We start from the raw sequence: 25,236 nt of genomic DNA, 5'->3' as shown, positions 1-25,236 counted from the left end.
CATCTGGGATGGCATCGCAATTTGGCTCGAAGTTGGTTAATCTGTTCCATGAGGGTTTGTTGAAGTTGTGGTAATTTCCATCAAATCCTCTCTCTCACCCTTTTGACAACTTTTGTCCTGTACTGAGGATGTAACTACCTTTACGTGAATTTAGTAGAAAATATAGCAATATGGTTTTAGTTGTGAGATATTGGAGACTTTTATTTTAGGTATGGAGGTATGGAGAGAATAGGTATGGAGGGAAGAAACGAATACATAAGAATAAGATATAGCGCTGTGCGCAGGCAACAGCTCATCTGGCAACAGGCAACAGGGGGAATAAAAAACCGATAATATAAGGCTTTTAGCTATTGGACAGTTCTTGTAATTTGTAAATATCCCAGCGCACATTGCTATAACTGCTATATTCTATGCTTTAAAGGAACACCTCAATTCTCACATCTGATTCCTGATTGCTATATTTTAAGTTCAACTAATGGGGGGTTCGGAGAGCTATAAGTCCCGCATTATCTTTTCTTTTATCGGTTTGATACCCCGCCATCTATACGGTGCTTAAAATTGCTTGGGGTTTGTAGACGCTGAGTGGCGTGTCAAAGACTATCCCCATAAAATTTTCCCTTCTGCCTTCTGCCTTCTTCAATCCACTTGACCAATTATATTTTGAAGAACTTGCTGTAACTGCTCCACCTGTGTCCCTATACCCTGTACTTGATTTACTCCTCCTACTACTTCTTCTAGTTGCTGTCTGACTTGTTCAAGATAATCTTGCATAGGTAACATAACTTCTTGATAAATAGCTTCATTTCCTCCTTGTGAATTTGCCTTCTGCTTTTCCTGTAAACTTAACTCTAGTTGTTCAATTTCATTTTTTTTCGCTTCTTGTTGCCGAGTTTGACTATTGATAATTTCTTCTTTTCGGGCAACATCTGTTTGTATTTTTTGAATTTCAGCTTCTAAACTTTGTAAATTCTCTGTCAGCTGCTGCCTTTGAGCATCAACCTTTGATAGTGTAGGCTTTAAGTCTATTTTGTTTTGCTGTTGTTGGCCAGAAGAACTACCTAATCTGTGCCAGAGAACCTCTTGATGTTGACTTAATATTTCTTGCCTTTCCTTAAGATTTCTTTGGGAACCGACTAAAGATTCATTTAACATTTTGTAACAGTCTTGTTCATCTGAAAGCTCTGACTCTAAGCTAATTCTGTCATATTCAGTAGCTTGATCGATTCTTCTTTGCAAAGCATCCATTTCTTGCTGCTGTAATGCTAATTCTTCTTCCTGGTCTTTAACAAAACTCATATCTCTTTGCAAGTCTTGTTGTAAACTTTGAACCAGTTGCTCTAACTCATTAAGAGAAATTTTTTCCAGAGCTTCAACATCTACTTTCTCAGAAATACCATCATTTTCCAATGCTGTTGATAGATGACTCAGTTGCTCATAAAGTTGTGTCTGTATCTCTATTTGACTATTCAATACTTGACGATACTCTTGCTTACTTGCCAATAAAGTTTGTTGCGACCTCCATTCCGAAATCAATTCGGCTAAAGACTCCCGGTCTTGTCGCCATTCTACCCATTGGTTTTGGACATGACTAACCAAACTTTCTATATCTTCCTGTTTTTCTTCACTAGAATTAGTATTTGGCAGTTCTTTCCACCTTTGTCCATGTTGCTCTAGACTTTCCTGTTGAGAACTAACTATTTCTAAAGACTGACTTAACTTTTCTCCCAAAAGATTTGTCGGAGCGATCGCCTCATTCAACCAAGTCAGTACATCTCGAATATACTGAGATTGATCTTCATCTAAAACTGCCCCTTGAGACAATTGTCCCTGATTTTGGTTAAACTCTTCTTGTTGTTTGTGTAATTCTAAGCGAGCGGCTTCTAATTCTTCTCGATTTTTTTCTATCTGTTCCTGAAGTTGCTGAGATGCTTCTTGAGCTTGACTAATTTCCTGACGTTGTTGCTCCAACCTATCAATTTCCGCTTGAAGAACTACAAGCTGTTCTTCCTTAGCCTGCAATTCCATTTCTCTACGATTCAATTCTTGGGCTTGAAAAGTTAGAGAAGCTTTCCATTGCTCAATTTCCTCCCATTGTGTCTTAGATTTTTCTTGAGAGCGAGAGAAATTTTGCAGAATTTTCACCAACTGACGGGCAGCATCTTGAATTTGCTGCACCTGCTTACTATTGTTCAAATCTACTAACACCAACGAACCAGGAGAAAATTCCTTAGCTTCATCAGCTGGAATAACTTCTTCCCCAGGTACAGCCACCCAATTATGTTCACCACGCTGAGAGGCTAGTAGTTTCAAATCAGTTTTACCCCCACCTAGACCAAAACCACTTGGTCTTTTTTGTACTTCTGCTAAATACAGCACACTGTTATCCTCTTGAGGTTTCTATGCTAAAAGCTTGATTTTTGTAGTTTTTTATGTTAACAGTAAAGCAAATACTATATGCTATACTGACTTAAATTTAAGAAATATTAATTTTTTTTAACTTAAGTGATTTATAAGTTTTACAACCATATAGGTTTATCGTAGTATTCTATCGTTCCTTAACTTTAATTAAGATACTATTGTTTTAGGTTATAGGCAACCCAATAGTATAGTCAAGATACTTTTAACTGAAATTTTTTTTCAGAATCTAGTTTATTTTTTTAATTCTTACTATATTATAGTATTATATTACTTATTCATTGTATTTGTTAAATTTAGTAATTAAGTATATCTATTATTTTTGTATAACTACAAAAATATTAATTTAAGTAATAAAAATTATATGAACTATATTTTAATAAAATGTTGCTTTGTTAGGTTCTATCTAAAAGTTAGGAATCTAAAGTAGAATTTTAAAGCAAGGCGTATGTATAACTATAGCTTCTTAGGCTTTGAAATAATCGATAGGTAGGTAGTATTAAGCTGGAAATATATTACTTTAAAAATTAATAATCGTAAAAAATTATGTTCCAAAATCACAAATATGTAATTTTTTTTAAAATCAAAACAACTGTAAAAGTAACATAAAGCATAGCAATACCATATAACTTTAGCTCGATATACTTTATAAGATATGATCGAACTTTGGCACTACTGCACAAATGCCTTATGATATTTAGACATCCGTGCTTGAGACATAAGTAGTCAGGTAAGAGTATAGTTTATATAGTTTTCCCTAAGATAACATTAACTATCTCAAAGCTTATTCTCATTGATTATAATACTTGCTTGTTTTTGAAAAAATGAGAGGGTATATTAATCTTCCCTAGATATATATAAATTGTTCATCAAAAGTTATATTTTACAAGCTGCATGCAGGGAAATTTGAGTGAAATTGATATCCGCAGCATCCTGCAACTTATAGAGTTAGGTCAGCGAACTGGTGAACTGTTTGTGGAATCTTACAGCTCATCAGTTAACAATAATGTTGCCGAACCCCAACACCACTTCCCCACAGAACCATCTTGGTTTGTCTTCTTTCTCAATGGTCAAATCATCTATGCCACCCAAAGTGCGGGTAGCTTATCTCGTTTAAGAGACTATTTACGTCGCTACAAAGCAGATCAAGAGATTGACAATATTAAAGTTCCTTCTTTTGCCTCTGTTCATGCACCTGAATATGGATATTTATGGGCTTTTCTGGAAAAAGGAATTCTTACACCAGCTCAGGGACGTGGAATTATCCATAATATGGTTCGTGAAACTCTCTTTAATTTACTAAGTCTTCGTCGAGGATCATTTATCTTCGATCTTAGTCCAGCTCTCACACCTCAGTTAACAACCTTTGAAATTAGCTCGTTGTTGGCCACAATAATGAAGCAGATACAAGAGTGGAATCAGTTTTCTCCATATATTCACTCTACTGAACAGTGTCCAGTCATTGCAGATCCAGCTCAGTTACAGAAAGCATTACAACCCCATATATATAATAGATTAAAAAATTGGTCAGATGGCCAGACATCTATGCAGCAAATTGCTAGATATCTAAACAGAGATGTATTAACAGTAGCCAAGGCTATTTATCCATTTGTGCAAAAAGGGATAGTGCAACTAATTGATCAATCTTCAGAAACAAGCACGATCAAAAAACCAAAGCCATTACAACGAGAAACAAAAATTCAGAAAGTAGTGTGTATTGATGATGATGTAATTATTCGGGAAAAGGTTGAATTAATTCTCAATCAGAATGGTTATAAAGCAACCAGCTTAAGCGATCCTCTCAAAGCATTAGGTGAAGTATTTCTGATGAAGCCAGACTTAATTCTATGCGATATTGCTATGCCTGAACTAGATGGCTATGAAATTTGTGCAATGCTACGTAACTCCACAGCATTTCGTCAAACACCTATTATTATGCTCACTGGTATAGAAGGGTTTATCGACCGGGTTAAGGCCAGAATAGTTGGAGCTACGCACTACTTGACCAAGCCTTTTGGAGAAAGTGAATTACTAATGTTGGTAGAACAGTACATTGGACCAGGAATAGCCATAAACTATCAAGTTGACAAAACTTTCTCAAAACTTCAAAATACTTAATCCATAATCAGAAAATCAAAGTAATAATCTGTTCGACATTAGAGTTAGGAAAATATTTATGACAAAATTTACATTTAATTTGACTTTTGACTGAAATACAAAAACAAGAAAATTTGAAACATATTCATAGATATACACATATTCTATAGAAGATTGTCAAGAGGAAATATAATATCATTTGAAATACCATTGGCTACCATCTGAATTTTAGTCAGCTGGCCAAAAAACTTGATATTGGAACTTAATACAGACAAAGTTTCTGGGTAAACTATATTACATTAAGCTAAAGAGAATAGTGATTAATTGTCCACTATTAAGTTGTCAAATTAAAGTAATAAATAGATAGTATGCAATAAGATATATATTGAATTTATACATAACTATCATGGCTAAATATACACCTATCTAGGTGATTATTATAGCCAAAAACTCACTTATTAAGTAGATAAAACCAGTTAATAAATACCAATGCTGTTATCATAAATCAGATTTACCAGAAAGTTAAATATTGAACAAAATAGATATTTATTGCTAGTTATAAATCTAAATTAATTGAGCTAGGGCAAAAAGCCAATCTAGAAAATGTTAATAAATGTATATGTTTTAATTATCAATAAATCCAAACTAAAGCTATCAGGTAGAAAAAAATGAGTAAAGTTCTAGTTGTAGAAGATAGCGTTACCCAAAGAGAAATGATTTCCCAACTTCTCAAAAATAGTGGATTAGCAGTTACTGTAGCTAATGATGGAGTAGAAGCTTTGGGACGACTTAAGAATACTAAACCAGATATAGTGGTACTAGATATTGTGATGCCAAGAATGAACGGCTATGAAGTTTGTCGGAGGATTAAATCCGATCCTAAAACTAAGAATATTCCAGTAGTTATGTGTTCTTCTAAGGGAGAAGAATTTGACCGTTACTGGGGCTTAAAGCAAGGTGCAGATGCTTACATTGCTAAACCATTTCAGCCCACAGAACTGGTAGGAACAGTTAAACAATTGTTAAGAAGATAGGAAATTGTTCAAAACTATGGTTGGCAATCAAGACTTTTTACCAGGCCAAGGTACGGGGATTCAAGAACTAGAAAATCCTGAAGGTGAACTTCATCTGCGATTTTATCTACCTTCAGGCAATGAGTTCGCTTTACCAGCAATGGATATTCGAGAGGTTATCTCTCAATCTCCAGAAGGTATTACAGTAATTCCAAATGTTTCTCCTTTACTTTTAGGTACGATAAATTTAAGGGGACGAGTAATTTGGGTAGCCGATCTAGGTCAATTCCTCGGAGATCAAATCCCAATCAATACAGATAAATCTGAGATTCCTGTAATTGCAGTAGAAGACCAAGACACTATATTAGGATTAGCAGTTGAACGAATCGTGGAAATGGAGTGGCTTGACGAAAAGAAGCTAAAAATGTCCACAAATATTGCAGATGGCATGGCTCCCTTCTTAAAAGGAGAGTGGATTTTTGATGAAAAGGGAGAACAGGTTTTAAGATTACTGGATCAAGAAGCAATTATTCGTTCGGCTCGATGGGCAGCCTAAATAAAAGTCAAAATTGGTAAGTCAACATAATTGTTTGATTGAGTTGTTTATATATTAAAATTTCTGACTGAGGCTGATTCCCAATTCCGTCAACAATAAAATTAAAAAACTAAAAAATAATAAAATTATATTGAGAGAGGGACAGCATGACATCATCCAGCAGAGACTTTTTACAAGATTATCAAAAAGTAGAAGATGCCTACAGTCAGGGTAATTATGAAGAAGCAGCAGCTTTAGTTTATAACTTAATTCAGGATTATCCAGAAGACCCTAGTGCTCGTCTTCTTTGTGGTCATATATATTGTTATGGACTCCATCAATATGATGTGGCAACAGAGCAATATCATTCGGTATTAGACCTAACTGACAACCCAGATTTTATTAGCTATGCTCAACAAGGTATAAGTGATAGTAAAGGATTTATTACAAATAATCCCACAGCTAGTGAATCAGAAGAATTTATAGAAGATATTAACTTGGATAAAAATCTGGATGAAGTGGCTATGGAAGAAGAGATTTATAACTCTCAAAAATCTATAGCAGACAAAGAATTATTTCTGGATGAAAACAGCCTAGAATTAGATGCAAAAGACTTGGAAAATATTACGGAAAAAGAACTATTTCTGGATAAAAATAACGATGAATTAATAACAGAAAATTTTGACTTTGATCAAATTGATAAATTATATTTAGAAGATATAGATGATTTAGAACTGACAGATGAAGAAAATCACCCTTTTAGTACAAATGGTAATCTTAGTAATCAAAAAGATGAATATTTAGAAGAGTTATCTGATTTCACAAAATATGAAGAACCTTTTGGTGAAAATGACCAAGAATTAGAATATCAGTTACCTATAGAAAATAATAAAGAAACCAAAAATTTGCTAAATGATGCTGTTTTAAATAGTAGTGATAGCCGAGAAAATATATCTGAAAAAATCTCAGAGTTTGCTGTGAATGAAGACTTAGATGAAATTTGGAAAAAGCAGCAAGAAGAAATAGCAGAAGATGACAGAACAAAGTATGAAGATATAAAAAATTATTCTGATTTAGAAATAGACCATCGAATAGAAGACTTAGACTTAGATGAACTTAATGATGATTTTGAGAACGTAATAGATGAAATTTTAGAGAATTCAGAAGGGATGATTACTGGAGAAACAAATAACATAAAAAGCAGTAATTATCATTTACGAATAACTCCAGAAACGGAAGATAAAAACCATAACCGTAATTTTTCAAGTTTAGATCAAGCTACTTTGTTGACGGGAAATAATAATAGTTTCGGATGGGAAGAAACTGAAGATATTAGTGGAATAAGTGAGATAAGTGAAATAAGTGATGGAATAGATGAATTAGAAGACGGATTATATAATCAATGGAATCATATAGAAGATTTATGTACAGGAGTAACAGAAAAACTGGATAGTTTTGAGATCAATGAATTTGATGAAGCAGGATTCAGCGAAGCTTTTGATATAGATGAAGAAGGAAATACTAAAGGTAGAAAAGCAAATGGTTTTCTAGAAGATGATGAATTTGGTGATTTTGAAGAGTATGGGTCTCTAACTGATGAGATGGAAATGCCGACCGATATGACAGCTCCCGATATGAGTACTGCAGCATCTAATATAGAAGCAATGGACACAGGAATGGTGGTAGGTGCTACAACAGGAGCCTTGTTTGACAACAGAACTGATCGTAGCGCAATTGATAATGAAGAAACTATCCCAATAGATAATCAACTCCCAACCTTCAGTAAAATTAAAGGAGAGGCAGTAGATACAACTGTAATGGTTGAACAAGGTGGGTTGGCATTCTGGGAAAATGCTTCACTATCTACAAAACAACTATACACAGCCATAGGAACAGGATTAGTATCCTTAATTGTAGTAGCTTTTGTCAGTAATGTTGTTTCCTACAGAGCGTATCAAGAACAAAAAACAGAAGTAATTTCTTATTTGCGTGGCACTGGTTGGATTATGACAGGTATCGCAGGAATCAGTAGCTTTTTAAGTGCTTATGGTCTTGGTAGTCTCACAACAAAGCAAATAGAAAGAGCTAACAAAGATTTACATACTCAATTCGATATTATTGCTGACGGCAACTTAAAAGCTAGAGCAACAGTTTATTCAGAAGATGAATTTGGCAAACTTGCTGCCAAGTTTAACCACATGGCTAAGGTTATTCAGGCAACTTACACCGATGCTCAAAGGAAGGCAGAAGAAAATGAACAAGCCAAAGAAGACTTACAAAGGCAGGTGATTCGTTTACTAGATGATGTAGAAGGAGCAGCTCGTGGAGATTTAACTGTTAGTGCAGAAGTTACAGCTGATGTGTTGGGAGCAGTAGCAGATTCGTTTAATTTAACAATTCAAAATTTGCGGGAAATTGTACATCAGGTAAAAGAAGCTGCTCAAAAAGTGAGTAGGGGTTCTATGGATAGTGCGACTTTTGCTCAAGGTTTATCTACAGATGCTTTGCGACAAGCAGAAGAGTTGGCAGCGACTCTACAGTCTGTGCAAGTAATGACCGATGCTATTCAAAGGGTGGCTGAAAACGCTCGCGAAACTGAAGATGTAGCAAGGTCTGCAGCAGCTTTAGCATTGAAAGGAGGGGAGACAGTAGACCGTACCGTAGCTGGTATTTTGCAAATCAGAGAAGGTGTGGCAGATGCAACTCGAAGAGTGAAGCGTTTATCAGAGTTTACCCAGGAAATCTCTAAGATTGTAGGTTCAATTTCTAGTATTGCCTCTCGCACAAACCTGTTGGCATTGAATGCCAGTATTGAAGCAGCTAGGGCAGGAGAAGCAGGCAAAGGATTTGCAGTAGTAGCAGATGAAGTCAGACAGTTAGCAGATAAATCAGCTAAAGAATCTAAGAATATAGAACACACAGTGATGCAAATTCAAACTGAAACAGGAGGGGTGATGACTGGAATGGAAGAAGCAACTCAGCATGTTATTAAAGGAACGGAGTTGGCAGAGGAAGCAAAGCAGTCTCTGGAAGATATTGTTCAAGTTACAACAAGAATTGATGTGTTGGTACGTTCTATTGCTGCAGATACAGTAGAACAAAATGAAGTGGCTCAATCAGTATCAAAGGTGATGCAGGCAGTAGAATTGACAGCTCAAGAAACTTCTCAAGAATCTCAACGAGTTTATAGTTCGCTACAAAATTTAGTGGGTATTGCTCGAGATTTATTGACTTCAGTAGAACGTTTCCGAGTAGATCCAGCAGATCAATAAAGTCAAAATATTAATGAACGTATGTGAACAAATAAATTATCAGCATATTTTTCAATCGATGCAAAACAAAAGTTAGTAGTTGAAAAAATATCCCGTTGAATCCAGAACTATAAAAAATATGCAAACAGAACAAACACAAAAAATTATGGGCTATTTTATTGAGGAGGCCAAAGACCACTTCAATACTATAGAACATGGAATATTAAACTTACCAAATACTATAGCAGATCGAGAACTATTAAACGAATTATTTAGAGCTGCTCATTCTGTTAAAGGTGGGGCTGCTATGTTAGAAATTAATAGTGTACGAAATATTGCTAATAGATTAGAAGATAGCTTTAAAATCCTGAGAGAAACTTCCATTGAAGTAGATAATAAATTAGAATCTTTATTTTTAAGTGTTTTAGATACTTTACAAGACTTATTAGAACAACTTTCCAACTCTGGTTTAACAGAAAAGGAAGAAAAAACTAAACTAGAAAAATTAGAGCCGGTATTTCAAGAGTTAGAAGAACATCTAGATGATTTAGCAGGAGAAACTCACGGAATAACTATAGGAAAAATACCAGAATTAAATGTTGACAAACAAAGTTTTTTTATGGCAGAAGTATCAGAAAAAATGCGAGAAATGTTGCTTTTATTCAAGCAAAATGATGATGCCAGTACAAGGAATAAATTGAAAAATATATGTGATTTTTTAGCAGGTCAGGGCAGACAAGAACATGTGTCATCAAATTGGTTAAAATTAATAGAGGCGATTAAAAAAGCTATCGCTAACACGGAAAATACATACTATACTCTTGCTCATAACATAATTAAAAATTTGAAACAAGCTGAAGAATTAATTAGAGATAATCGAGAGCAAGAAATAGTGATAGATGAAAATTTAAAAGCTTTAACTAAAAACGCAGAATATATCAACAAAAATATAGGTGAAATAGATATGTTAAATGAAACAAAAAATCAACAGAACCAAACTAATATTAATGAGAGAATAAACAACAAAAATGATATATTAACTCAAAAAAAAGAGTCTATAAATGACTGGTTTAATAGCTTAGAAGCTAGGGATATAGATAATAATAACTATGACTTAATAGGAGATAAACAAGGAGTAAGGCAAGGACCAGAAGTTGGAGTAACAGAACTAAATAGTTTAGCAGATTTATTTGAAGGAGAAACACCAGAACTAGACTCTAGTTGGGAAGAAGAAGAAATACTAGATCAAGGTAATGTGGAAGGAGGAGAGTTAAAAATATCTGAAATTGAGAGGGATGATTCTAGTGATTTGTCTGACTTATTATTTGATGTTAATGAAGTTGTACAATCATCCAAAATTAAAAATCATAATGAATCTAATTTTTTAACTCCAGTAGAGGAAGATTTGTCAGATTTGTTTAATAACACTAAAGAAAATACACTACAAAAAAAAAGTAATGTTAACAAGCAAAATACTAACTTACAACTAGATAATAGTGAAGCAAAACATACAGAATATTTGGATGACCTATTCAATGCTATAAATCAGGGAGATTTAACAGAGTTAGAAGATATAAAAAACTATGAAAATGACAGGGATTTACAAGTGAATTTACCCAAAAATAATCTGCAAAAAAATATCAAATCAATTTCTAAAAAAATAAACCAAAAATATCAGGTAGATGAAGATTTTAGTGATTTATTGGGAATCCAAGATGAAGGGAAAAAAATTAAAAATGATGTAAAAGTAGAAAATAATCAAAGCCAAATTCAAACCAAAAATGATTTAAACTCAAAAGTAGCCGATTTAGAAGCACTGTTTGAAGATTTAGACACAGTAAATGAACAACAAGAAAATCAAATAGAATCAGATGATTTGACATCCAGTTTTTCCAAAGGATTTGATCGAGAAGATGTAGATTTGTCAGACTCACAAAAATCAATCAATGTGGAGCAGATAAACTGGGAAGATGATCACAATGATTTGAATAGTTTATTCGACGATCCAAACCTAGATTTTATTAACTTAGATTCTAATGAATCATTAGATAATTTAATTGAGAGCGATAATGAACCTCAAGAAAATTCAGAAATTTCAGTAAATATAGAAGATTTGTGGCCTACCGTAGAAAACCATGAAACTGTAGATGAAACGGTAGACTTAAATAAGTTGTTAGAAGATGTAGTGAGTGGAACAACTTCTCTAGAGTCAGAAAAAAATCAACAATTAACAGCTAAAAATCAAATAGAATCAGAAGAATATGAATTTATTGAATTAGAAGCAATACTAAATGGAGAAAAATTAGATAATAATAATATTTTTGTAAAACTAGAAAAACTATTAAATGGTACAGGAATTAATTCAAAACTCAAATCAAATACAGCAGTTGTAGAAAAGACCCCTGCCCATGAAGCTGCCAGTATCACAAAAAAACTACCAGAAGAAGATCCCTTTAGCGACTTAGATAAATTATTAGAAACTCCTAATATAGATACTTATAAATCTAGTGGGGTTTCTACTACTAATACTCCTCGCCGAAATAGACGCCCTCCAGAACAAACAGTCAAAGTACCTGCAAAGCAACTAGATAATCTCAGTAACTTAGTAGGTGAACTAGTAGTCAATCGTAATAGTTTAGAACAAGGTCAAGAACGAATGCGCCAGTTTCTAGATAACCTGCTCCATCAGGTAATGTTACTCAGTGATGCTGGACAACGAATGCACGACTTGTATGAAAAAACACTTTTAGAAAGAGCAATTTGGGACAGTCGTCAAGGACATCATTCTACTACGACAGTGCCCGAAAGTACGGTGGTAAAAGTAGCACAAAAAGGGTTTAAAGACTCTCTCGATCTTGACCGGGTGGAAAACTTCACCCCTTTCCATTTATTGGCTCAGGAAACTATAGAATATATAGTCCGAGTACGAGAGTCTTCTTCTGACATTGAATTTCTGGTTGATGACGCAGAACAAGTAACCCGTCAGCTACGACAAGTGACAACTCAATTACAAGAAGGGTTAACTAGGTCGAGAATGATACCCTTTTCTCAGACGGTACAACTATTACCTCGTGCGGTGCGAGACATTTCAATGGAATGTGGCAAAGAGGTGAGTTTACAGGTAGAAGGGAAAGAGACCTTAATTGATAAAATGATTCAGGATAAGCTTTCTGACCCAATGAAGCATCTAATTAATAATGCCATAACTCATGGAGTTGAAACACCTCAACAACGTCTAGCAGCAGGTAAGTCTCGTCAAGGTAAAATCACAATTCGTGCTTTTCACCAAGGTAATCAAACGGTGATTTCGGTGGCAGATAATGGAGCGGGAATTAATGCCGAAAAAGTCAAGAAGAAAGCGATAGAAAAAGGTCTAATTACTCAACAACAAGCTAAAGGGATGTCTAACATTGATGTTTATGATTTGCTCTTTCATCCGGGTTTTAGTACAAAAGATAAGGCTGATAATTTTTCAGGTCGTGGAGTTGGGTTAGATGTGGTGAAAACTAATTTAACCGAAATTCGAGGTACTATTTCTATTGACTCTACTATTGGTAAGGGTACAATATTTACAATTCGCTTACCTCTGACTTTGAGTATCTCAAAAGCATTATGTTGTATTAGCGATCGCTCTTGGATTGCTTTTCCGATGGATGGGGTAGAGGATATGATTAAAGTGTCTAAGGAGGAAGTTAAAGCAGAAGAAAATGGGCAATACTATATAGAATGGCGTGGATCAAAGTTGCCTTTCCGTCACTTACGAGAGCTGCTTGTTTATAATCGTCATCTCCGTCGCGGTAATGTATATGGTATGAATGCTGAGGAAGATATGATTTCAATTGTTGTTTTGCGCTCTGCTTCTGCTGGCATATTTTTGGCGGTGCAAGTCGATCAAGTTTTAGAACAACAGAAGGAAATTGTAATTAAACAATTAGAGGGTCCGATACCTAAACCTATCGGTATTGCTGGAGCAACAGTTTTAGGGGATGGTAATATTGTCGCGATCGCGGATGTCATTGAATTAATTAACTTAGCAACAGGAAGACTACGCCGAGATGAGGGTAATATGTGGTCATCTAGCGAAGAAGATGAGGCATCTTTACCTGTACAGCAAAAGAGTGAGTTAACAGTATTAATTGTTGATGACTCAATTACGGTGCGTGAATTGTTATCAATGACATTTAGTAAAGCTGGTTATCGAGTTGAACAAGCAAGGGATGGTAAGGATGCCTGGGAAAAAATGCGTGCAGGTTTACCGTGTGATTTGGTATTTTGTGATATTGAAATGCCTCGGATGGATGGTTTCGAGTTATTATCTCGGATGCAAAAAGATTCTCATTTGAATACTTTACCTGTGGCGATGTTGACATCTCGTGGAGCAAAAAAACACATGGAAATGGCATTTGAGTTGGGTGCAAAGGGTTACTTTACCAAACCATATATCGAAGATAAGCTATTAGAAGGGGCGGTTAGTATACTAGAAGGTAAAGCTGTTGGAGATATATTGAGCGGTGGTGGTTATTGATTTTAACATGGGAGGCAACAGGCAACAGGCAACAGGCAACAGGCAACAGGGGGATTCACCCCTAACCCCTCCCAGGAGGAGAATATCGAGAAAGATTTGACAATGGCGCATCGATTGGGACATTTTTTTATACCGAACCCGAGGGAATTTGATATTATATCAAATCTGTTTGCTTCGGAGTAATATAGTTCCGTAGATCATTATACAATTTGTAGGGGCGTTAACGTAGTTATGCGCTAGCTAATAGCCATGAGCCGCTACTTGACAAAAATTACGTTTGTCAGAGATAATTGGAGATTGTGTGTCTAAATCCTGCTCGGACCAGGTTCAGACATAATAAAAGCTGGTAAATAAATCAAGGCATTTGCCCATTTTAACTAACTACAATACCACTTTCAGGTATTAGCGTTAGAACCAGCTACCTGTACGGCAAACCTATCAACACAAATTTAATGAGTTACGCAATTATTGAAACAGGTGGAAAACAACTGAGGGTAGAAGCAGGTCGCTTTTACGATATTGACCTTCTACAAGCAGCGGAGGGGGATCAAGTTTCTCTGGATAATGTGCTTCTAGTTCAACATGAGGGAGATGTTCATATTGGTCAACCCCTTGTAAAAGGCGCTCTTGTGGAAGGCACTGTGATGAGGCACTTGCGGGGCAAAAAAATTATTGTCTACAAAATGCGGCCTAAAAAGAAAACTCGGAAAAAAAGGGGACATCGCCAAGAACTTACTCGTCTAATGATTGACTCCATAAGTATTAATGGCAAAATATTAGCAGCAGGAGAATCTCAAACTTCAGCTACAACAGTAACTTCAGAAGCAAGTGAAACTGTTACAGAAACAGCAACTGAAGCTACAGAAATTCAAGAGTCAGTAGAAACTGTTAGCGAGGAAGTTTCCGAGACTACGGCAGAAGTTGAAACTGTATCTGAAGAAAAATCAGAAAATCAGGCAGAATAAGTACAGATGCTATTATATGTAATAAAATTTGGAGGAAATCATGGCTCATAAGAAAGGTACTGGTAGTACTCGTAACGGTCGCGACTCTAATTCCCAGAGATTAGGTGTTAAACGTTTTGGCGGTCAAGTTGTTAAAGCGGGTAATATTCTTGTCAGGCAACGTGGTAGTAAATTCCATGCAGGCAATAATGTTGGTGTGGGTACTGACTATACTTTATTTGCTTTAATTGAGGGTGTGGTGACTTTTGAAAGAAAAGGTAAAAGTCGGAAAAAAGTGAGCGTTTATCCAGTAACTCAAGAAGCTAATGTCGCAATTGCTGAAGCTTAAATAGTTTGGATAAGTGTCAAGTCATACCCACGCATCGGCGACACTATTTTTAAAGTAGGATGTAAAGTCCTACTTTTTTTTCGTCTATCTAGCAAAATTCAATAAATCTTTGTGGGTACGTTCTATGGATCATCCTATTTGATACCAGTGGAAGGAAAGGTTAGGATATATTAAAAGCTTAAAACTCAGACAACGCAAGATTTTTTGGTTCTTCCTTTTTCCTTTTTCCTTCTATTGAGCCAAAAACAAGATATTTTTAGACCGATAATTCTAAGTGGGCATGATACAATTACAGTTGGATTAAAAAATTAGTAGTCGCGCATATTAATAGTTAAGTATAAATCATCGCATTATTCTAGGCATAAAATTTTTCCTTTTAAGGAGATCAAAAATTGCATATATTTACGAAATTATCAACTCCTATATATCCTCATCGCAAACTACCTAGTAAATTAATCGGAATAGGAGGTATATTTTTATGGGCGATCGCATTAACGAGTTGCACTACTCAACGCCACAGTCTAACCCTTTCTACTGGTGCTAATGGAGGTGCTTATGAAAACATAGGCAGGCAAATAGTAATTTCAGCTCGTGAAGTAGGGAAAATAACCGTCCATGATAATTATGATTCCTACGGTTCGCAACAAAACCTCAAACGTCTACTCAATGGAGAAACAGACCTTGCCCTAGTTCAACTAGATGTCGCCAGTGAAGCAATGAAAATGGGCAAAGTCCAAACAATAGCTGTTCTTGCCCATGAATATTTACATCTAATTACACAATCTGACTCACAAATCAATACTTTTACCGACCTTGACGGAAAGCGAGTCGTTTTTGGCGCTCCGGAAAGCGGTATTTACTTCACTGCTAGACGACTATTTAGTGCCACAAATCTAAACATTATTGAAGCGGATATTGATATCAGAGAAGGATTGGATAAACTGAAACAGAAAGAAATAGATGCTTTCGTCTATGTTGGTCCGGTGGGAAGCAGTAAAAAAATTCAAGCAGAGTTAGCAACACCTCCCTTGCTCAGGTTAGTTCCGATATCAACTGCCTTTATTAACTACTTAACTATTCAATTTCCAGAATCATATCAAAGTGCAACCATGCCGAAAGGTAGTTATATTCCTCTACCACCAATACCTAAGGAAGATTTACCTACCATTTCTACTGCTGCTGCTTTGGTAACTCGTCCTGATGTCAGTAAAGAAAAAATTGCTCTTTTAACTTGGTCAATTATCTCATCTTCTCGACAATACTCATTATTTTACCCAGAACTTGCTAACGGAAATGCTCGCTCTTTATTACAGAGTGGATTGGTCTATCTTCATCCAGGTTCTCAGCAAGCATTTGAGCAAGGCGACCCCAGACAAGTTTGGATGCGCTATTTAGAGGAAAACCAAGATTTACAGGCAGGTATAATTATTGTTATATCTACAGGTATCATCGGATTTTTATTACGAATGTGGCGTCATAAACAGTGTCTCAATATGATTAAAAATAGCCGTTTAGCTCTCAGTGAGATTAGTTTAAATTTAGAAGAAAATCCAATTCAAGCTCTTAAAGAAGTAGAAGAATTAAGGCACCAACATAGGTCAATGTTGATTGAAGGAGATTTACCTAAAGAAGCTTATGAAAAGTTAGAAGAAATGACAAAGGTGTTTGTAGAAGAATGCCGAATTTTGCAAGAAAAACAAAATCAGAAAGATATTCAAAATACCATAGCATTAATTGATGAATGGCAATCTATGTCGGAAGTATGCCCAGAAGAAGTTAAGGATAAGCTGGAAAATTTAGAAAATAAGTATCGAGAAATGTTATTATCACGTCAAATTGATATTCAGACTTTCATTCATCTGACTCAGCTGATTAGTCATTATGTCAAATTAAATAATAATAATAGTGGTAATGGTAATAATACTACTCATCATCATGTTCCTGTGTCCTTAAATTCTTGAAGAAGGAAGAAGGAAGAAGGAAGAAGTAGATGGGGATTCCAAACCAATTGTCAACACCGTATAGACGGTGGGGTATTATATTCAATCCGTTGGCTTCGGAGTAATATAATTTCTATTGCCAGTAAATAGTGTAATACCAATAAAAAAAAAGGATACTACAAAAAGGTAGATATTTATCGGATACGCTTCAAAATAGCTGTTTCAGTTAATTTGAGATAGTTATATCTATCTTTTTTACCTTTTTTTCAATATTTACCTCTTCGTTTCTTACTTGTATCATTTGTAACAACCATTTATCAAATTGGTATTAGATTCCGCATATCAATATTGCTTTCTTCTTCCCTCTTCCCTCTTCCCTCTTCCTTCTTCCCTCTTCCTTCTTCCTTCTTCCTTCTTCCTTATTCAACGATCTTTGAGCTTTTCTACATAGCCCCACAAACTATAATCACGAGCCAACCAACCATGAAAAAAAGCCATCTGACTCGAATCTTCCTGCACTCTTTTATAACGATAAATAATTCTTTCATTAATCATTTGAAGAGCTGTATTTCGATTATTACCTTCTGCTAATGCTGACTTAGTAACAGCATCAAATATACCTGTTTGTGGTAATCCTAAAGCTTGTTGGAGAAAAGTTACTGAGTTATTAATACCAAAATTAACTGCCGTATCAAACATAACTACAGCTAGAGCAGGATGCATTGTAGCTGACTTACTATTATCCCAATAACTTTGATAAATTTCCATCAGTTCGGTATCAGACATTTGTGTAACATCTAAGGTTGGTAAACCACGTCTTCGTCTATAGGAATTATATTCAGTTTGCAAAATTCCTTTATAAGTTCGACCACCTTTATCTGCTGGATGATTACTAAATCCACCTTCAAAATATAGAGTAAAAGCTAGAGCTGTTTCAAATAATTTTTCTTCGTATTTTTGTTCTATTTGTGCTTGAACAGGAATTTTATGATCGATAAAAATCGGGATTCCTACTGTCAAAATTAATGAAATAATTCCCAAAATTATTTGAGGTTTAAATTTAATTTTTGGTTGCAGTTGATGCAATTTTTTTCCTATCATTGAAATCTTCCTGATTGAATATTAAATACCAAAAATAATACCACATTTATTATCAGCTTTGGGGATTAAGGTTGAGGGAAATAGTAAAAGAGCAAGTTGATATGAAATACAAGTAATTCTGCTATTTAAGACTTTCCAGCTCTCTCTATCTCTCGAACGATGATCTATTTCATATTAGTTATAGCACGACGCATTAAGATTAGGAAAGCTAAAAAAATTCAAAACATTACAGTTAAAAGTTTTGACTATCGCTGAATGCTGAATGCTATATCAAAATTAATGAAATAATTCTCAGAATTATTTGAGATTGAAATTTAATTTTTGGCTGAAGTTGATGCAATTTTTTTTTATATCATTGAAAGAGTCTTTACAGTTAAAATTTTTGGCTCTAGCTGAATGCTGAATGCTATACCAAAATTAATGAAATAATTTCCAGAATTATTTGAGATTGAAATTTAATTTTTGGTTGAAGTTGATGTAATTTTTTTCCTATCATTGAAATCTTCCTGATTGAATATTAAATACCAAAAATAATACTACATTTATTATCAGCTTTAGGGCTGGAAATTGAGGGAAATATTAAAACAGCAAGTTGATATGAAATACAAGTAATTATGCTATTTATGACTTTCCCTATTTCCCCATCTCTCTATCTATTGATAAATTATCTGTAGCAAATATTAACCTATTTCATATTAGTTATAGCACTACGCATTCAGATTAAGAAAGCTAAGAAACTTCAAAACATTACAGTTAAAAGTTTTGATTCTAGATGATAACTGATCGCTATATCAAATATTTTTACCCAAAACTAAACATAGGATAACTCAAATATTGCACCTTAGAGGAAAGACCTATATTCTCTCGTCCTACTCAGGTACAAAATATGATAAATTTTAACTTTTAATTAGATAGCATAGACTTTTTTTTCCAATGAATATTTCTTCGAGTCTTCCCCATTCACAAACTCCAAATTCTGAGGCATTAACAGCACAAGCAGAACTTTATTATGCCCAGGGACATTTATCAGAGGCGATCGCTTGTTGTCATCAATCTTTAAATCTACAACCGCATTGGGCCTCTACTTATGTCACTCTAGCAAATATTATCCAGGCCCAAGGTAAAATTTCCGAAGCAATTAATTTATATTATCGGGCCATAGAACTTAATCCTGAGTTATCCCAGGCTCATGTTAACTTGGGCAGTATGTTTTTTCGTCAGGGAAAGTTGGATGAGGCGATCGCTTGTTACAGGAAGGGGATTCAACTACGACCAGATATGGCCGTCGCTTACTGGAATTTGGCCAAAGTTTGGGAGCAAGTGGGTAGGTTAGATGAAGCGATCGCCTCACAAGAAAAGGCTTTGGAATTAAATCCTAATTTGGGTGGGGTTGAGATTAATTTAAGTCAGGGATATAAGTTAGCTGAAGAGGGAAAGTTAGATGAAGCTATTGATAGTTGGCAAAGGGCAATTACACTTAACCCAAATTTGGCGGAAGCTTATAGTCAAATTGGTATAATTTTGAGAAGTCAAGGTAAGTTTTCTGAGGCGATTAAGTATCTGAAAAAAGCGATTGAAGTTCAACCTAAGTATGCTACAGCACATCAACATTTATGTGGCATTCTTCGGGATGGTAATAATTATGTAGTTGCCAGGGAAGCAGTCACTAACTATTATCAGGAATGTGGGGAAATAGATCCGATTATGACTGGGATATATTTGATTAGTATTTATCAAGTATCTGGCTTAAATGAAATTGCTAAAGATAGATTTTTTGACCTTGAAGCTAAATTGAAAGAAGATATGACTATTGTTAAAAAGGTAGTCGATATAAAAGCTTTATATGGAAATTTTATTTTTAGTGTTCCTTATTTAAGAGATGATATTCAAGCCAACTCTGACCTCTACAAATCGGTATCGAAAGTTTATAGACAATTTGTCCTCAAACCTCAAAATAATCATTTTTATACTCCTGTTAATTTTGACAATAATCATCTATTAAAAATTGGCTTTATCTCTAGTCATTTTAATCGACATTCTGTCGGTTGGTGTAGCCTTGATATTATTCGAGAGTTAGGAAAATTAAATACAGAAATATATTTATATCCAACAGAACGTCTCAAAACAGATGACCAAACTAAAAAATTTAGCCAAGCTGTTACTAAACTATATGTACCGAAAAAATATCCCCACGGAAGCGTCGATCTCCGAGAAATTATTACAGAAATTCAGCAAGATAAAATAGATATATTGATAGATTTAGATTCTTTGAGTTTACCAATTAATACACAAATTTTAAGTAATAAACCTGCACCAATTTGTATATCTTGGTTAGGATTTGATGCTCCTTATATATCTGAGAAGAATTATTTTCTATGCGATTTATATACCCACCCCCAAGACCGAGATAAATACTATATAGAAAAATTAGTAAGGATGCCAAATTCATTTGTAGCAACTTCTGGTTTTCAAAGAATAGAAACAAATAGAGCTAATTTAAGAAAGTCTCAGAGGATAGGTTTAGACCAAATTGTTTATCTTTGTTTAGCACCAGGAAGAAAATTTAACCGAGATTTAGTCAAAGCACAAATTGCTATCTTGAAGCAAGTTCCTAATAGTATTTTAATTCATAAAGCATTAGGAGATATAGAAGTATTTCAATCTGCTTATCATCAAGGTTGTAAAGCTGAAGGTGTAAGTATTCATCGCATTAAATTTATAGAAATATTTCCTACAGAAGAGGAACATAGAAGCATCTATTCTTTAGCAGATATTATGCTTGATTCTTATCCTTATAATGGTGGTACTCATACCTTAGAAGCTTTATGGTTTAATTTACCAGTTGTTACTCTTGCCGGAGAGCAATTTTTATCTAGAATGGGTTATTCTTTTTTACAAAATTTAGATATTAAATTCGGCGTAGCATGGTCATGGAATGAATATATTGATTGGGGTGTAAAACTAGGTCAAAATCCTCATTTACGTCAGGAATTAGTCGATAAATTAGTTAAATCTAAAGAGCAAGAAAATTTAGCGCCATTATGGAACCCGAAAAAATTTGCTCAAGATATGTATAATACTATCGGAAAATTATAATACTTATTCCATTTTTGGATATAAAAAAAGTCAATGAAAATAGTTGAAGAAGGAAGAAGGAAGAAGGAAGAAGGAAGAAGGAAGAAGGAAGAAGGAAGAAGTGGATGGGGACTCAAACCCCAACCAATTGTCAACATCGTGTAGACGGTGGGGTATTAAACCCAAATGAAAAAGATAAAAAATTATTTTATTCTAGTTAATTAAAATCCCCAGCAACATAAAAATTTGGTAGCTAGCAATTGGTAGCGAGTTTGATGCCTCTAACGTATGATTCTCTTATGTCTATTGCCTTCTTCACTAATTAATTTTACTCTATAAAATAATGGGTTTGTTATACCAATTCACTTAAAAAGTGTCACAAATAGTTGGTAACTGATGAAGTCAAATAATAAGCTGAAATGCTTACGCTGAAATTACTGTATAGTAGAGATTTTAACTACCTAAAATATCAATTCTGACTTTAAGTGAAATGGTACTAGAACTTATGTGGATAATAAACCTTAGACAGGGAAATATTTTTCCCACTGTTGCCTGTTACCTGTTTCCTGTTCCTTGTTCCCTCCTATAATTACTCAAGAAAAATAAAGTGAAAATTCCCACACTTCATCCCGATAGTAAATTTATTAGATTCTGGCAAGTATTAATTGTATCCATTACTCTTTATAATGCTTTCATAATCCCATTTAGAATTGCTTTTAAAAATAGATTTGATGGTCTCTGGATTATATTAGATCTTATAGGAGATGTAATTTTAATTATTGATATGTTTATTCGATTTCATATTGGCTACTTTGAGTACGGAGAATATATTCAAGACAAAAAAAATATCGCTCAACATTATCGAGATCGACTCTTTTCAAGGCATTTAGTAGCTAGTATTCCCGGAGATTTAATTGCCAGAATAATTGTACCAAACTCACTATTTATTATTGCTTGATTGAGATTCCCTCGTTTATTACGACTACCCCAATTTTCTCTAATTTTTAACAGGAGGGAAACTAATATAAATATTAACCCTACTTTGATTAAAATGTGTAAATTAGTCATACTAATTATTTTAATTACTCATTGGGTAGCTTGTATCTGGTTTATGATTGGCAGTTGGGAATCTAATGCTGAAAATTCTTGGTTGATTAGTAATTATCTACAATCAGCAAGTATAAGAACTCAATATATTAATTCCCTTTATTGGGCAATTACAACTCTGACTACTGTAGGATATGGAGATATTACTCCCACTACTGAAATTGAAATAATATTTACTTTGGTAGTCATGTTCTTAGGAATATCTATGTATGTCTATATTATTGGCAATGTATCTTCATTAATTTCTAAACTAGATGCTACAAAAGCCAGATATAGAGAAAAGTTAGGACAAATTCAAACATATATGCGGGAAAACAAAATTCCATCTAATTTACAACAAAAAATTAGAGATTACTATCAATATAGATGGATTGAAAATCAGGATACTAGAGATTATCACATACTCGAAGAATTGCCCTATCTCCTGCAAATGAAACTAGAACTACAATTGCACAAAGAAGTAATTGAAAAAGTGGCGTTGCACAGTGAAGAATGATTTGAGATTTTTGATGAAAATGATTTTGGATTTGATAATTATGAAAATAACTAATATTAAGTTTTTTTAGTCAAAGTCTAAACCAACTTTTGGCAATGTCATTCCATAATGTGCAACCCCGAAAAAGTACCTATTTTTCAAGGAGCAACTAGACATTTTTTTGAAGAAATAGTAATGGCTTTAAAACCTGAAATATTACCACCTAATTAATATATAATTCGGGAAGGAAATTGGGGTTATGAAATGCACTTTATTAAACGTGGTTTAGTACAAGCATTCTCAGAAAAAACTGGTATTATATACAGGAATATGGGTGCATGTAAATTTTTTGGATAAATTGCTCTAGTATATGAACAACGACATACTTCATCAATCATCACATTGACTTACTGTGAATTATTTATTTTAGAAAAAGATGACTTGAAAAAAGTGTTAGAAAATTATCCAGACCTTGCAGCTAATCTCAAAAAAACAGCAAAAGAACGTTATGAAAATGAACACAAGGAATAAATATGCAACTAACAAAAACACCAACCATTAAATATATTAAACAACCAACTTCACAAGCTTGGATAGAACAAGCGATCGCTAATCTAGACACTATATTATTAGACCATTCTCACTGTGAACGAAAAGCAGCAGGAGTAGCTTTAAATTTAATGTTTCGCTATCCTTCAAGTACGAAACTTATCAAAAAATTGACAGCTATTGCTAAAGAAGAATTAGAACATTTTGAGCAAGTAAACCAATGGTTAGAACGCCGTAATATTCCATTAGCTCCTCTAAATTCTCCTCCTTATGGAGCAGCTTTAAATAGTAAAGTGCGGCGGAATGAACCGGAAAGAATGTTAGATTTACTATTAGTTTACTGTTTAATCGAAGCTCGGAGTCACGAACGTTTAGGCTTACTTGCAGATTACTGCCCAGAACCAGAGCTAGCAAAATTTTATCGTAGTTTAATGGCATCTGAAGCCAGACATTATGGAATATATTGGATTTTAGCCACAACTTATTTTGAACAAGAAAAAGTAGAGGAAAGATTAGAGGAATTAGCAATATTTGAAAGTGAAATTCTGAGCAATTTACATCCCGAACCACGCATTCATAGTTAACTAGCTATCAGCTTTTAGCTCTCAGCTCTCAGCTCTTATGAGGGTGTTTATATGAATATAGACTTTAAAGGGTGAACGGCCGTTAGCTTCGCATAACTATCGTTAACGCACCTAAAGAGGTAGGGAAGTAGTAAACATCAGAATAATACATACCTACTGGCTAATAATCTCTCAAGAAATTATTGAATTTTACTAATTACTTAATCATTAAAGTCTGGCATAAATATAGTATTATTTTTGAGAAATGGTATTAAATATTAGGTGGCGTGGTAATTTATTTTTTACTTTGTTCAACCAAGATTACTAATGTGTATCTTGATAATTTATATCATGTCCGAACGCAATCGTTTGTGTAAACCTAAGGGTGAATATCTACAGGAAATTTAGATTTTTTTCTTGCTCAATAGCCTTCCTCTCTCTTCTTTCCTCTTCCCTCTTCCTTCTTCCTTACCTTTGCTATACAATACCGATGCTACCGGACATGATATTATTTGTTTGAAAATTAAAAATAAACAATGTGGTATTTGCTTATAGGAATTCTATTTCAATTGCAGGTAAACAAATCTTTGAATTTAGGTAACAGGTAACAGGGGTAAAAGTTTGAGAATTTTTATATATCCTTTGATTTTTGACAAATCATTTGAGATTGCTATAAAACCTTTAACCTACCACCTACCACCTCAAACCTTCTACCTAAAACCTTCTTAAATTATGAAAAAATATTATCGTGATTTTGTAATTAGAAATTGGCAACCAGATGACCGTCAAATAGTAGCAAATATTATCGGTTCTGTTCTGGCAGAATACAGTTTAAACTGGGAACCTGAAGATGCAGATCGAGATGTCTTACAAGTAGAAAAATTTTATCAAAATGTAGGAGGAGAATTTTGGGTAATAGAAAAACAAGAAAAAATATTAGGCACTGCCGCATATTATCCAATTTCACGAGGTAATAAAGCAGTCGAAATTAGAAAGATGTACTTATTGCCAGAAATCAGAAATCAAGGTTTAGGAAAATTTTTATTAAAAGAATTAGAAAACAAAATTATAGAATGTAAATTTCAAGAAATTTGGATAGAAACAGCAACAGTATTGCAAGAAGCTGTTAAATTATATGAAAGTAGCGGTTATTACTTAACAACTGGTGTAGAAACCAAACGCTGCGATCGCATTTATCAAAAAATTCTAGACACAAAATAAACAGTAAATTAATTAAGATTTTCGCCTTAGATGAGAAAAATTTACCTACCACCTAACACCTAACACGCAACAAAAG

The 25,236-nt window shown here is 34.2% G+C and carries 13 protein-coding genes and 2 pseudogenes; 13 read left to right on the top strand and 2 right to left on the bottom strand.

Annotation, left to right across the window (positions count from 1 at the left end; all coding sequences use genetic code 11):
* Positions 1–636: 636 nt before the first annotated feature.
* The gene (gene hmpF, locus F6K18_RS20210; protein WP_287523327.1) at positions 637–2,376 is read right to left on the bottom strand and encodes a pilus motility taxis protein HmpF; all 1,740 of its coding nucleotides are present in this window, start codon (positions 2,374–2,376) and stop codon (positions 637–639) included.
* A gap of 933 nt (positions 2,377–3,309) precedes the next feature.
* Between hmpF and F6K18_RS20205 the strand changes: the two genes are divergently transcribed.
* From F6K18_RS20205 to F6K18_RS20170, 8 genes and pseudogenes are all read left to right on the top strand, one after another.
* Positions 3,310–4,533, top strand: coding sequence for a response regulator (locus tag F6K18_RS20205; protein WP_287523325.1), 1,224 nt, complete (start codon positions 3,310–3,312; stop codon positions 4,531–4,533).
* Between the two features lie 647 nt (positions 4,534–5,180).
* Positions 5,181–5,546, top strand: a complete 366-nt coding sequence (locus tag F6K18_RS20200) for a response regulator transcription factor (protein ID WP_124143464.1) — start codon at positions 5,181–5,183, stop codon at positions 5,544–5,546.
* A gap of 16 nt (positions 5,547–5,562) precedes the next feature.
* A complete protein-coding gene (locus F6K18_RS20195; protein WP_124143463.1) occupies positions 5,563–6,081 on the top strand; it encodes a chemotaxis protein CheW in 519 nt (172 codons plus the stop codon).
* Positions 6,082–6,227: 146 nt separating this feature from the next.
* Positions 6,228–9,332 (top strand): methyl-accepting chemotaxis protein, encoded by a 3,105-nt coding sequence (locus F6K18_RS20190; protein WP_287523323.1) that lies wholly within the window; start codon positions 6,228–6,230, stop codon positions 9,330–9,332.
* 118 nt (positions 9,333–9,450) lie between these two features.
* On the top strand, positions 9,451–13,836 hold the full coding sequence (locus F6K18_RS20185) for a response regulator (RefSeq protein ID WP_287523321.1): 4,386 nt from the start codon (positions 9,451–9,453) through the stop codon (positions 13,834–13,836).
* 452 nt (positions 13,837–14,288) lie between these two features.
* Positions 14,289–14,678 (top strand): annotated as a pseudogene (rplU, locus tag F6K18_RS20180) (50S ribosomal protein L21); the annotation flags it as partial.
* A 163-nt stretch (positions 14,679–14,841) separates the two neighbouring features.
* Positions 14,842–15,129, top strand: a complete 288-nt coding sequence (gene rpmA / locus F6K18_RS20175; protein WP_124143459.1) for a 50S ribosomal protein L27 — start codon at positions 14,842–14,844, stop codon at positions 15,127–15,129.
* 392 nt (positions 15,130–15,521) lie between these two features.
* On the top strand, positions 15,522–17,090 hold the full coding sequence (locus F6K18_RS20170) for a TAXI family TRAP transporter solute-binding subunit (protein ID WP_124143458.1): 1,569 nt from the start codon (positions 15,522–15,524) through the stop codon (positions 17,088–17,090).
* A 402-nt stretch (positions 17,091–17,492) separates the two neighbouring features.
* On the opposite strand, the gene F6K18_RS20165 is transcribed toward F6K18_RS20170, so the two are convergent.
* Entirely contained in the window at positions 17,493–18,170 is a 678-nt protein-coding gene (locus F6K18_RS20165; protein WP_287523319.1) for a glycoside hydrolase family 108 protein, read from the bottom strand.
* Between the two features lie 933 nt (positions 18,171–19,103).
* Between F6K18_RS20165 and F6K18_RS20160 the strand changes: the two genes are divergently transcribed.
* The 5 genes and pseudogenes from F6K18_RS20160 (at position 19,104) to F6K18_RS20140 (ending at position 25,160) form a co-directional block, all read left to right on the top strand.
* Positions 19,104–21,266, top strand: a complete 2,163-nt coding sequence (locus F6K18_RS20160) for a glycosyltransferase family 41 protein (protein WP_287523317.1) — start codon at positions 19,104–19,106, stop codon at positions 21,264–21,266.
* A gap of 586 nt (positions 21,267–21,852) precedes the next feature.
* Positions 21,853–22,848: pseudogene (locus tag F6K18_RS20155) on the top strand (ion transporter).
* A 381-nt stretch (positions 22,849–23,229) separates the two neighbouring features.
* A complete protein-coding gene (locus F6K18_RS20150; RefSeq protein ID WP_275670286.1) occupies positions 23,230–23,358 on the top strand; it encodes a hypothetical protein in 129 nt (42 codons plus the stop codon).
* Between the two features lie 2 nt (positions 23,359–23,360).
* Positions 23,361–23,960 carry a tRNA-(ms[2]io[6]A)-hydroxylase gene (locus F6K18_RS20145; RefSeq protein ID WP_287523315.1) on the top strand — a complete coding sequence of 200 codons (600 nt, stop codon included), beginning with the start codon at positions 23,361–23,363 and terminating at the stop codon, positions 23,958–23,960.
* Positions 23,961–24,671: 711 nt separating this feature from the next.
* Complete coding sequence (locus F6K18_RS20140; protein WP_287523313.1) at positions 24,672–25,160, top strand: GNAT family N-acetyltransferase; 489 nt, start codon at positions 24,672–24,674, stop codon at positions 25,158–25,160.
* Positions 25,161–25,236: the final 76 nt, after the last annotated feature.

This window comes from Okeania sp. SIO2C2 (genome assembly GCF_010692625.1).
In the GTDB taxonomy this organism is placed as follows: domain Bacteria; phylum Cyanobacteriota; class Cyanobacteriia; order Cyanobacteriales; family Microcoleaceae; genus Okeania; species Okeania hirsuta.
The sequence above is the reverse complement of the archived record's forward strand: the minus strand, read 5'-3'. Positions and strand labels throughout refer to the sequence as shown.